This window comes from Cellulomonas cellasea, from assembly GCF_006538745.1.
GTDB classification, from domain to species: Bacteria; Actinomycetota; Actinomycetes; order Actinomycetales; family Cellulomonadaceae; genus Cellulomonas_A; species Cellulomonas_A cellasea.
Map to the genome: position 1 here is coordinate 109,057 of NZ_BJLR01000036.1, position 11,148 is coordinate 120,204.

The 11,148-nt window shown below is 74.2% G+C and carries 13 protein-coding genes; 3 read left to right on the top strand and 10 right to left on the bottom strand.

The annotated features are described in order from the left end of the window. The first annotated feature begins 129 nt into the window (after nucleotides 1–129). Nucleotides 130–1,701 (top strand): tyrosine-protein kinase domain-containing protein, encoded by a 1,572-nt coding sequence (locus tag CCE01nite_RS18960; protein ID WP_174774716.1) that lies wholly within the window; start codon nucleotides 130–132, stop codon nucleotides 1,699–1,701. Between the two features lie 328 nt (nucleotides 1,702–2,029). Here CCE01nite_RS18960 and CCE01nite_RS18965 read toward each other — a convergent pair whose 3' ends face one another. Both CCE01nite_RS18965 and CCE01nite_RS18970 read right to left on the bottom strand, forming a co-directional pair. Next, nucleotides 2,030–2,551: an LPXTG cell wall anchor domain-containing protein gene (locus CCE01nite_RS18965; protein ID WP_084142690.1), complete on the bottom strand. Its 522-nt coding sequence runs from the start codon at nucleotides 2,549–2,551 to the stop codon at nucleotides 2,030–2,032. 72 nt (nucleotides 2,552–2,623) lie between these two features. After that, nucleotides 2,624–4,465 (bottom strand): DUF4012 domain-containing protein, encoded by a 1,842-nt coding sequence (locus tag CCE01nite_RS18970; protein ID WP_052104145.1) that lies wholly within the window; start codon nucleotides 4,463–4,465, stop codon nucleotides 2,624–2,626. A gap of 144 nt (nucleotides 4,466–4,609) precedes the next feature. Here CCE01nite_RS18970 and CCE01nite_RS18975 point away from each other — a divergent pair, with 144 nt between their 5' ends. Both CCE01nite_RS18975 and CCE01nite_RS18980 read left to right on the top strand, forming a co-directional pair. Continuing rightward, nucleotides 4,610–5,233, top strand: coding sequence for an arsenate reductase/protein-tyrosine-phosphatase family protein (locus tag CCE01nite_RS18975; protein ID WP_034629948.1), 624 nt, complete (start codon nucleotides 4,610–4,612; stop codon nucleotides 5,231–5,233). Between the two features lie 159 nt (nucleotides 5,234–5,392). Further along, a complete protein-coding gene (locus tag CCE01nite_RS18980; protein ID WP_052104148.1) occupies nucleotides 5,393–5,758 on the top strand; it encodes a peptidase inhibitor family I36 protein in 366 nt (121 codons plus the stop codon). Nucleotides 5,759–5,859: 101 nt separating this feature from the next. Here the strand turns inward: CCE01nite_RS18980 and CCE01nite_RS18985 are convergent, their stop codons facing one another. From CCE01nite_RS18985 to CCE01nite_RS19020, 8 genes are all read right to left on the bottom strand, one after another. After that, nucleotides 5,860–6,699: a CAP domain-containing protein gene (locus CCE01nite_RS18985; RefSeq protein WP_170223994.1), complete on the bottom strand. Its 840-nt coding sequence runs from the start codon at nucleotides 6,697–6,699 to the stop codon at nucleotides 5,860–5,862. Nucleotides 6,700–6,862: 163 nt separating this feature from the next. Continuing rightward, nucleotides 6,863–7,351, bottom strand: a complete 489-nt coding sequence (locus CCE01nite_RS18990) for a hypothetical protein (RefSeq protein WP_034634103.1) — start codon at nucleotides 7,349–7,351, stop codon at nucleotides 6,863–6,865. Further along, nucleotides 7,348–7,707: a response regulator gene (locus tag CCE01nite_RS18995; protein ID WP_034634119.1), complete on the bottom strand. Its 360-nt coding sequence runs from the start codon at nucleotides 7,705–7,707 to the stop codon at nucleotides 7,348–7,350. Before CCE01nite_RS18995 ends, CCE01nite_RS18990 begins: the two co-directional genes overlap by 4 nt. A gap of 52 nt (nucleotides 7,708–7,759) precedes the next feature. Next, the gene (locus CCE01nite_RS19000) at nucleotides 7,760–8,215 is read right to left on the bottom strand and encodes a chemotaxis protein CheX (RefSeq protein WP_034634100.1); all 456 of its coding nucleotides are present in this window, start codon (nucleotides 8,213–8,215) and stop codon (nucleotides 7,760–7,762) included. After that, nucleotides 8,212–8,595 carry a response regulator gene (locus tag CCE01nite_RS19005; RefSeq protein WP_034634097.1) on the bottom strand — a complete coding sequence of 128 codons (384 nt, stop codon included), beginning with the start codon at nucleotides 8,593–8,595 and terminating at the stop codon, nucleotides 8,212–8,214. Before CCE01nite_RS19005 ends, CCE01nite_RS19000 begins: the two co-directional genes overlap by 4 nt. Then, complete coding sequence (locus CCE01nite_RS19010) at nucleotides 8,592–9,413, bottom strand: CheR family methyltransferase (protein WP_034634094.1); 822 nt, start codon at nucleotides 9,411–9,413, stop codon at nucleotides 8,592–8,594. Before CCE01nite_RS19010 ends, CCE01nite_RS19005 begins: the two co-directional genes overlap by 4 nt. Then, nucleotides 9,410–10,552 (bottom strand): protein-glutamate methylesterase/protein-glutamine glutaminase, encoded by a 1,143-nt coding sequence (locus CCE01nite_RS19015; RefSeq protein ID WP_034634091.1) that lies wholly within the window; start codon nucleotides 10,550–10,552, stop codon nucleotides 9,410–9,412. The genes CCE01nite_RS19010 and CCE01nite_RS19015 overlap by 4 nt, the downstream gene beginning before the upstream one ends. A gap of 99 nt (nucleotides 10,553–10,651) precedes the next feature. Continuing rightward, nucleotides 10,652–11,148, bottom strand: a 497-nt coding sequence (locus CCE01nite_RS19020) for a methyl-accepting chemotaxis protein (protein ID WP_246056740.1), incomplete at its 5' end; no start/stop codon positions are given.

Below are 11,148 nucleotides of genomic sequence, written 5' to 3' on the forward strand. Positions count from 1 at the left end.
GGGCAGCGAACGGGTGAATGTGGGCGCACAGCGCGCGCGCAGGGCCCCCGATGCCCTACAGGGCCGGGTACGTGCGAGAATTCATCGGTTGCGGTGCAGGGCCGTGGCGCGGGGAGCGGGAGCGATTCTGTGGAGCTGCAGGACTACCTGACCATTCTGCGCAAGCGGTGGGTCTCGATCGTCGTCCTCACGGCGCTGGCCGTCGCCGGCGCCGTGGCCGCCTCCCTCCTGGCCACCCCGATGTACCGGGCCACGACCCAGGTGTTCGTCTCGGTGCAGGGCGGGTCGTCGACCACCGAGCTGCTCCAGGGCTCGAACTTCACGCGTCAGCAGGTCACCTCGTACACGAATCTCGCGACGAGCCCGCTCGTGCTCGGGCCGGTCATCGACGAGATGGGGCTCGACGAGCGCGCGGAGTCCCTCGCCGGTCGCGTGACCGCGGACTCTCCCCTCAACACCTCGCTCATCAACCTCTCGGTGACCCATGAGAACCCCGCGATCGCCGCCGCCCTGGCCGACGCGATCGCCGACGAGTTCACGGACGTCATCTCCGAGCTCGAGACCCCGGCGTCCGGCGGCGACTCGGCCGTGAAGATCTCCGTCGTCCGCGACGCCGCCGCCCCGACGTCCCCCACCTCGCCGAACACCAAGCTCAACCTCGCCCTCGGCCTGCTCGTCGGCCTCGCGCTGGGCGTCGGCTTCGCGATCCTGCGCGAGGTGCTCGACACGCGCGTGCGCGGCGAGGCGGACGTCGCCAAGGTCACCTCGACGTCGGTCATCGGGACGATCGGGTACGACGAGGACGCCCCGCAGCACCCGCTCATCGTGCAGAGCAGCCCGCACAGCCACCGCGCCGAGGCGTTCCGCCGGCTGCGCACCAACCTGCAGTTCCTCGACATCGCCGACCGCCCGCAGTCGATCGTCGTCACGTCGTCGCTGCCCGGCGAGGGCAAGTCGACCACCACGATCAACACCGCGATCAGCCTCGCGGACGCCGGCTCGCGGGTCGCGCTCATCGACGCCGACCTGCGCCGCCCCTCCGTCGCCCGCTACATGGGCCTCGAGGGCGGCGTCGGCCTGACCACGGTGCTCATCGGCAAGGCCGCCGTCGAGGACGTCATCCAGCCCTGGGGCAACGGCTACCTGCACGTCCTGCCCTCGGGCCAGATCCCGCCGAACCCGAGCGAGCTCCTCGGCTCGCAGGCGATGGCGAACCTGCTCGACAAGCTGACCCGCACGTACGACATCGTGCTCGTCGACACCGCTCCCCTGCTGCCCGTGACCGACGCTGCGATCCTCTCCAAGCTCACGGGCGGCGCGGTCCTGGTCGTCGGCGCCAACAAGCTGCACCGCAACCAGCTCGCCGAGTCGGTCGGCGCGCTCGAGACCGTCGGCGCGCGCATCCTCGGCGTCGTGGTCAACCAGCAGGTCCGCAAGCAGGGCGACGCCTACACGTACTACGACTACGCGTCGCACACGTCGACGGGCGAGCCCGTGACGCCGCCGGCGGGCCGCCGCGGCAGCCGCGCGCTGCGCCGGTCCGCGAAGGACGTCCGCCCGACCCGGCCCGCGAGCGCCGCCTCGCGCCAGCCGATCAGCGCGTCGCAGCAGCGCGGCGAGGGCATCGCCGGGCTGTGGCCGGGCGAGCCGCTGAGCGGGTCGTCGCAGCCCGGCTCCGGGGAGCAGCGCACCCCGCGCTGACACCCCGCACCAGGCACGACGACGGGGCTCTCGCCGGTGGCGGGGACCCCTTCCGCATGCGCGGCCGGCAGCGTCGGCTCCGGGAGCGTGGACCGCCCGACGGCGCGCGTCCACCCCCGGGAGCGACCTCGAACCAGGTCACGGCGCAGCAGGAGAACCGTGGGGACGCGGCGGGTCCGGGACGCCTCCCCGTGCCCGCGGGCCGCCCTCCTGCGCCTTCGTCCTCGCGCCCCGCGCGGGCCGGGACGCACCCCGCGTCCGACGACGAGAAGGGCCCCCGCCACCGGCGGGGGCCCTTCTCGGCACTACGTGGGGGGAGCGACCGCGATCAGGCGGCGGTGACCCCGCGGCGACGCTTGGCGACGACGACCGCGCCCGCACCGGCGAGAACGAGCGCACCGGCACCGAGGCCGAGCGGCAGGGCGTCCGAACCGGTCGTCGGGAGCGCGCCGCGCGCAGCACCGGCAGCACCGGCGACCGTGAGCGACTGCGTGCTGAGGACGGCACCCGAGGCGGCATCCGCAGCGACGAGCGTGTACGTGCCCGCCTGCGCGAGCGTCACCGTGAAGACGGCCGTGCCCGAGGCGTTGGTCGTCTTCGTGAGCGACTTGGTGCCGGCGATGGTGATCGCGGAGTCGGGCAGCGACGCCGGGTTCGACGTGACCGTGAGGGTGACCGGCGCGCTGGCCGGGCCCTGCACGGTGACGGTGAAGCTCTCGCCGGCGGCCGGCGTCGAGTCGGACACCGTGCCCTTGTTCGTGTAGTCCTGCGCGCCGTAGCCGAACGCGGCGGACGGAGCGAGGACGAGGGCGGCGGCAGCCGCGACGATCAGGACCTTACGGCGAATCATGTGTGAGTCCCCCCCACAGGTAGACAAAAAAACTGGCGCACAAGAGTGCTGACGACACGGTACATGCCCACGTCAGCAAGCGGAAGGAATGAATACCGGCCCGTTCTGCCGCGCGGTCGGTGTGTGCCGTAATGTCGCATTGTTCGCGTCCCCGGGTGCTGTGCGCACGTCCAGCTCGACCGTCACCGTCTGCCCGGGTTCGAGCGTAAATGTCCGACTCTCCACGCCGAGCCCGTCGTGGATCTGGGCGAATGCACCGACCTCCGCGGAATTCACCCTGCTCGACTCGATGCGGCCGCCCTCGGGGGCGTAGAAGAGCACGTTGGTCCGCACCTGGCCGGGCGGCACCACGGCGCCCGCGCCCGTCACGTACTCGGGCAGGCTCGCCGCGTCGGCGGGAGCCGCGGAGGACAGCCGCACCGTGACCTGGAGCGTCTGGGACCCGTCGGCCGCGCACGCCGTCGCGGTCCCGGTGACGTCGAGGTCGACGTAGTAGCCCATCTTCGCCTCGGTCCCGTCGTTGAGGTACACCCCGACGACGCCGGACCCGCCGGCGCTCCCCCGCAGCTCGCCCGAGAGCACGGTCCCCGCGAGCCGGGCCTGCTCCTCGGGGTGCACGGACCAGAACATCACGCGGCCCTCGCGCGCCCCCCGCGCGAGCGCGTCGATCACGGCGGGCGCCTCGCCCTGCCCGTCGACGACGGCGCCGAACACGGCTCCCGCCGTGGCCGCGAAGAGCTCGTCCTGCCGCTCGGGGTCCTCGATCTCCAGGTACACCGTGCTCAGGAGCGTCTCGACCGCGTTGTCGGCGGTGAGGGTGAGCCCGGACCCGACCTCGACGGGACCTGTCGCACCGAGGACGTGCGCGAGCGCCCCCGGGTCGATCGACAGCACGCCGTCGACGGTGCCGCCGACCTCGCGCAGCCAGATCTCGCGCGCGAGCGCGGCCGAACGGGGGAAGTCAGGGGTGAACGTGACGTCGCGCATGTCGGTCGCGAGCAGCGGGCCGAAGAGCGCGTCCTCCGCGGGGGTCAGGGGGAGCACGGGCTCCGCGAGGCCGGCGAGCGACCCGCCGCTGCGCTGTCCGACGAGCGTGACCGCACCAGCTTCGGCGCGCAGGTGCACGACCGTCCCGGGGATCCCGCCGGTCGCCCGCTGCTCGGCGTTGTTCTGCACGAGCAGCAGATACTCGCGCGGTCCGTCGGCCCCGAGCACCGGCGGCAGCAGCGACACGGCGCGCGCCGCGGTCGCGGTGGTCATCGCGACGTCCGTGACCTGCGCGCGCAGCTGGACCACGGCGTCGGCGACGACTCCCACCAGCGCGGAGGTGTCGACGGCCTCGAGCGCGGCCCGCGCGTCCTGCACCGCGGCGTCGGCGGCGACGACCTGCGGGGCGACCGCGGCGATCGGGGCGACGTCGAGCCGGCCGTCGACCGGGGCCAGCGACACCGGGTCGACGACCGTCGTGGCCTGCATCAACGCGGGCAGCGCGTCGGCGGCGAGCCCGTCGACGACCGCGCTGAGCGTGCGGACCGCCTCGACGTCGGCGCCGACCCGCGGGAGCGCGGCGGCGACGCGCCAGAGCGGGCCGTGCGTGCGCTCGTAGGCGGTGCGGGCCCGCTCCTGGAGCTGCGGCAGGACCGCTCCCGCACCGTCGACGTCCCCGGCGACCACCCGGTCCTGGAGCGTGCGCACGTCCCCGCGCGCGAGCTCGAGCGCCTCCCGCGCACGGATCGCGTCGTACGCGAGCGACGCCGCCGCGGCGACCACGGCGAGCACGAGGACGGTCAGCACGAGCGCGACGACGGGACCGCGCCGACGAGGCCGGCGCCGACCGTGCCGGGCGGGCGTGCGGCCGCTCCCCGCGGGCGCGTCCGGCGTCGCCCACAGCGCGCCCTCCGCTGGTTGCGTCACGTCGCCTCCCCGTCGTGCACGCGGGCGCGGCCGCTCGCGCGACGACCCCCGGGGCCGCTCCCCACGGCCGCCGCGATGCTACCCGCGGCTCCTGGGGCGGCCCGGCAGGTCGGTCGGGACACGGCGCGCGGGCATGATGGACGCGTGACCTCCCCCGACGCGCCCCGGCCGTTCCACGTCCTCGCCGTGTGCACGGGCAACATCTGCCGCTCCCCCGCGGTCGAGCGGCTGCTCGCGACGGGGCTCGGCGCGCCGTGGCCGGTCGGCCGCACGCTGCGCGGACCGGCCGTGGGCCCGGACGGCGCCGTGGTGTCGTCGGCGGGCACCGGCGCGGTCGTCGGGGCACCCGTGAGCCCGCTCATGGTCGACCTGCTGCACGGCGCCGGGGTCGACGCGAGCGGCTTCGCGGCGCGCCAGCTCACCCCGGAGATCGTGCGCTCGGCGGACCTCGTGCTCGCGCTCACGCGCCGGCACCGCTCGGCCGTCGTCGAGCTGTTCCCGGGGGCCGTGCGCCGGACGTTCACGCTGCGCGAGCTCGCCCGCCTCGCGTCCCACGTGGACCGTGCGCAGCTCCCCGCCGGTGCCGGGATCGGGGACCGCCTGCGGGCGCTCGTGCCGCTCGCCGCCGCCCAGCGCGGGCTGGTCCCGGCGGAACCGGGCGCCGACGACGTGGTGGACCCCTACGGCCACAGCGCCGAGGTGTTCCAGCGGTCCTACAACGAGCTGGCGCCTGCGGTGGCGACGCTCGTGCACGTCGTGCGCGGCTGACGGCCCGCACCGCGCCGTCGCGACCGCGCACCGCGTTGCCCGTCGGGGACGCCTCGCCGCCGCTTCCCTGGCGACGCACGGACGCCCTGCTAGCGTCCGTCCGCATCGGGCTCAGGGCGTGAGACGCCCTGAGGACGTCCACCGCAGGGGGAGCTCCACATGAAGCTGACGCACGTCCTGACCTCGATCGTCACCACGGCCGCGCTCGTCGTCCTCACGGCCCCGACCGCGTCAGCGGCGACCGGGTACGCCCGCTGTCCCGACGGACGGATGTGCGTCTTCTCCGACCGTGACGGGACCGGGGTCATGGCGACATTCGTCGTCGGCGACTGGGACCTGCGCGACGGCGTCGGCCCGCAGGGGATGAACAACAACATCGAGAGCATCTGGAACCGCACGAGCTACAGCTGGGACTTCTGGGACTACGCCAACGGCGGCGGGGACTGGACCGTGATGGGCCCGAACGCGAAGGGCAACTTCATCAACGGGTGGGCCAACACGGTGACGTCGCTGCACATGTACTGACCGCGGTGCGCGGGGCGGGAGGGGCCGCTGCGAGCGGGCCCTCCCGCACCGCGGGACCGCCGCGCCGGGCCGTACCACCGCGTCCTGCGCTGAGCCCGCGCTCAGCCCAGGAAGACCTGCGCGCACAGCACGCCGCGCGGGCTCGAGACGCACCCGATGCCGATCGAGGAGTACGCGCGCAGGATGTTCGCGCGGTGCCCCTCCGAGCCCATCCAGCCCGCCATCATCTCCGCGGGCGTGCGGTAGCCGAGCGCGAGGTTCTCCCCCGCCGAGCCCGGACCGCACGCGGCGAGGATGGGCTCGAGCGGGTCGTGCTCGAAGCGGTTCTCGGCGACGAGGACCTGGGCGCGCGCGACGGCCTGCTGGGTCGCGCAGTCCGACACCGCGAGCGGGCCGAGCCCGGCGGCGGCGCGCTGCTCGTTCGTCAGCGTGACCAGCGACGCGGCGAACTCCTGGTCGGCGGTCAGCGCGGGCGCCTCGGGGGCGGCGGGTGCCGGGGCCGGGCTCTCGGCCGGCGGCGCGACGGGCGGGGCCGGGTCCGCGGTCGGCGCGGACGTGGGCGCCGCGGTCGGCGTCGTCGTGGGCGAGGCCTCGGGGGCCGGCGTGGTCGCCGACGGCTCGGGCGTCACGGTCGGGGTGCCCGTCGCGGTCGCGAGCGGCGAGGGGTGCGGGCGCCGACCACCGCCGCCGCCGCGGGACACGTCGTCGCCGCGGTCGACGAGCTGCGAGACCGCGGCCGGGAGCGACGCGAGCGCCTGCTGCGGGCTGTCGGTGCGCAGCGACGGGACGGTCGCCCACGCGGAGAGCGCACCCGTGCACAGGGCGACGGAGGTCACGACGATCGCGCGCGCCCGCAGGCGCCGACGACGCGATCGCGCCGAGCGGAACTCACGCAGCTCACGCCGCCGAGGGGACGCGGGGGCGTGGCTCGGCTGCTCCATCCGGGTCACGTTATCCGATCGTGACCTGACCCGGAGCAAATCGGGCATGTGAAAGCCCTCACCCCACGCGGACAGCGCGCAGCACCTCGGTGCCCAGCGCCGAGCATCCCCGCGCCCGGCGCACGCCCGACCCCGCCGCACGGGGCGACGGGGCGGACGCGCGTCAGATCACGAGCAGCGAGAACCGCCCCGGCCCGTACCCGGCGATGTCGACGTCGAGGTCGGTGCGCCGCACGTACGCGAGCACCCACTGCGCGACGTCCGCGGGGACCGGCTCGCCGGGCGCGTACACGACGTCGAGCTTGACGTGCGGGGCGCCCTCGGCGTTGAACAGCGACGCGGTGATGTTGAGCACCTCGGACGCGTTCTCGAGCAGGTTGTCGGGCAGTGCGCCGGCGTTGATGGCCTCCTCGGCGCCGCGCGACGGCACGAGCCCGATGGCCGCACCGACCCGCGCCGCGAGGTCCAGGTCGAGGATCACGAGGGCCGTGAGCCGGAGCATGTTGTCGACGTACACGCCGACCGCCGCGCCGAACTCCTCGTTCGGGTCGACCATCCCGCCGCCCGTCGCGACCTGGACGTCGCGCCCGAGCAGCCCCTCGAAGAGCTCGCGGACGTCCTTCGCCGCGGGCAGCGGCGTCTCGGCGCTCACGCGAGCACCGGCTCGATCGCGTCGCGGAACGTCTCCGCGGTGAACGGCTTCGCGATGAGGAACAGCGCCCCCGCCTCGTCGGCCGTCTGCCGCATCTCGGGCGAGCCCTCGGACGTCACGAACGCGAACGGCGTGTCGAAGCCCTCGCGCCGCAGCGCACGCAGCAGCTCGATGCCGGTCATCTCCGGCATGTTCCAGTCGGACAGCACCAGGTCGGGCTCGTCCGCGCGCACCATCTCGAGCGCGGCGGCGCCGTCGGGCGCCTCCCGGACGTCCCAGTCGTACCCTGCCTGGCGCAACGTGCGCACCACGATCTGCCGCATCACGCGGCTGTCGTCGGCGACCAGCACTCGCAGCACCTTCACCACCCACTTCGTCGAGTCGTCATCCTGAGAGCCCCCACGACCCTCAGATCTGCCAGACGGACACGTCCAGGGGACGTCCCCGCCAGGCGAGCACCACGCCGTCGATCCGCGTCGCACCGTGCGTGTCCGGTGCGGTGCGCCCGACCCGCGGCATGGTGAGCTTCTCCTGGACCGGCAGCAGCGCCTTGAGGTTGCCGCCGACCACGTTCACCACCTCGCCGAACGCGTCGACGAGGTCCTCCTCCGAGACCGCCTCGTCCGCCGGCATCCCGAGCAGCGCGCGGGCCAGGTCGTCCGCGGTCGACACGTCGGTCGACAGCAGCGTCCGGCCCGCGAACGTGCCGTGGATCTCGACCCAGGCGTGCAGCGGCTCGGCCAGCACCGGCGCGTCGCCGGCCCAGGGCACGAGGTGCCCGGGCTCGCCGTCGACCATCGCTGCGAAAACCTCCTCGGCGATCGCGGTGATCTGGACCGTGTCGAAGGGGGCGAGCGGGCTCATACGGTCTCCTCGAGAGGCAGCAGCCCGAGCAGCTCGAGCTTGTCCCGGAGCGCGTCCGGGGTGAACGGCTTGATCATGTACTCGTGCGCGCCCGCGGCCAGGGCCCGCACGATCTGCCCGTGCTCGCTCTCCGTCGTGACCATCATGAGCGTCACGGAGCGCCAGTGCGGGTTGGCCCGGACGTTCGTCACGAACGTGAGGCCGTCCATCACGGGCATGTTCCAGTCGATGCAGGCGAGGTCGTAGCGGCCGCCGGCCTCGAGCACGTCGAGCGCCTCCTGCCCGTCCCCGGCCTCGACCGTCTCGTACCCGAGCCGGCCCAGGGCTCCCGCGACGATGCGGCGCATCGTGCGGGAGTCGTCGATCACGAGCGCTCTCATGCTGCCCTCCGGGCGTTGTGCCGGTACACGGAGCTGCGGCCCACGGGGACCCGCTCCCAGTCGTCGTCGATGCCGAGCGTGGTCTCCGCGGCGCCGAGGAGCAGGTAGCCCCCCGGGCGCACGACGGAGCGGGCCCGGCGCAGGACCTCGCGCTTGGTCGCGAGGTCGAAGTAGATGAGGACGTTGCGCAGGAACACGACGTCGAACTGGCCCGCGGGCGGCGCGTGCAGCAGGTTGTGCCGCTGGAACGTCACCATCGAGCGCAGCCGCTGGCTGATCTCCCAGTCGGTGCCGGAGCGCGTGAAGTGCTTGACGAGCATCGACGCGGGCAGGCCGCGGTTGACCTCGAGCTGCGTGTACCGCCCCGCACGACCGCGCGCGAGCACCTGCTCGGAGATGTCGGTCGCAGTGATCTGCACGCGCACGTTCGGCAGCGCGTCCTCGAGCGCCATCGCGACGCTGTACGCCTCCTGGCCGGTCGAGCACGCCGCGGACCACACGCGCAGCGTGGTCGCAGCGCCGCGGGCGGCGAGGATCTCGGGGACGACGTGCTGGGTCAGCGCCGTGAACGGCGTCGCGTCGCGGAACCAGGACGTCTCGTTGGTCGTGAGCGCCTCGACGACGAGCTCGAGCTCGGCCGGGTCGGGGCGTGCGCGCAGGCCGCGGACGTACGCGTCGACGTCGGCGAGACCGCGCTCGCGCACGATCGGCAGGAGCCGGCTCTCGACGAGGTACTCCTTGCCGAGGTCGAGCTGGATCGCGCTGCGCTGACGGACGACGTCGGCGACGTAGGAGAAGCTCTCCGGCGTGAGGGTCATGCGGCACCTCCTGAGGCTCGGGCGGCGGGTGCGCCGGTGGCGTGCTGGACGGCGCCCACGAGCGTGTGGGCGACCTGGTCGAGCGGCAGGACGCGGTGCGCGAGGCCTGCGGTGGCGACGGCGCCGGGCATGCCCCACACGACGCTCGAGCGCTCGTCCTGCGCGTAGACGGTGCCGCCGGCGGCGACGACGTCCTCGCAGCCCGCGCGGCCGTCGGAGCCCATGCCGGTGAGGACGACCGCGAGGAGGTCCCCGCCGTAGACCGTGACCGCCGAGCGGAACAGCACGTCCACGGCCGGGCGGCAGAAGTTCACCGGGGGTCCTTGCGTGAGCACGGTGCGCGCCCCGCTCGCGGAGCGCTGGAGCTCGAGGTGGTGGTCGCCGGGGGCGACGTACACGTGCCCGGGCCGCAGCTCCTCGCCGCCGCTCGCCTCGACGACCGTGCCCCCCGTCGCGCGGTCGAGCCGCGCGGCGAGCTGCCGGGTGAAGACGGGCGGCATGTGCTGGACGACGAGCACCGGGACGGGCAGCGGGCTCGACAGCGCCGAGAACACCCGGGAGAGGGCCTCGGGGCCGCCCGTCGAGGAGCCGACGACGATCGCCCGCAGCGGGCGCGGTCGCGGTGCGGGCCGCAGCGTGACGGTCCGGGCACCGAGCGGGCGCAGCGCCGGGGCGGCCGCGCCGGAGCCGGAGCCGGCGGCCGGGGTGGCGAGCGCCCCGACGTGGCCGCGGTTCGGCACGAGCGCCTTGATGCGCGGGATGAGCTCGCGCGCCACGGTCGCGAGCGACTCGCTCACGCTGCCGACGTTCGCCGGCTTCGTCACGTAGTCGGTCGCCCCCGCGGCGAGCGCGTCGAGCGTCGCCGACGCGCCCCGCTCGGTGAGCGTCGAGAACATGATGATCGGCACGCGCGAGCCCGAGGCCCGCAGCGCCCGCACCGCGCCGATGCCGTCCATGACCGGCATCTCGATGTCCATCGTGACGAGGTCGGGAGCGAGCTGCTCGACCTTGGTGAGCGCGATCTGACCGTTCGCCGCCGTGCCGACCACGTCGATCGCCGGGTCACCGGCGAGCGTGTCGGTGACGAGCCGGCGGACGACGACGGAGTCGTCGACCACCAGGACCCGGATTCGTGACACGTGCTCTCCCCCTCGACGCGCCACCGTGCGGTGACGCGTCGTCCTCATCGACTGCCGGCCCGTGCGGGTGAGTACCCGGACGGGTGAGAACACGACCGCTCAGTAGCGGAAGGCCCCGACCTGCTCGCGCAGCTCGGCGGACATCCGCGCGAGGTCCGCGACCTGGTCGTTCGTGCGGCTCACGACGGAGCTCGCCGACGCCGCGGACGACGCGACGCCCGTGATGTTCGCGGCGATGTCGCCCGAGCCGGTCGCGGCCTCCGCGACGCTGCGCGACATCTCGGTGGTCGTCGCGGTCTGCTCCTCGACGGCCGACGCGATGGTCATCTGGTAGTCGTTGATGCTCTCGATGATCCGGCCGATCTGGCTGATCACCGCGACGGCCGACGTCGTCTGGCTCTGGTTCGCGGCGATCCGCGAGGCGATGTCCTCGGCGGCGCGGGCCGACTCCTGCGCGAGGTCCTTGACCTCGCCGGCGACGACCGCGAAGCCCTTGCCGGCCTCCCCGGCGCGCGCGGCCTCGATCGTGGCGTTGAGCGCGAGCAGGTTCGTCTGCTCCGCGATGCTCGTGATGACCTTGACGACGTTGCCGATCT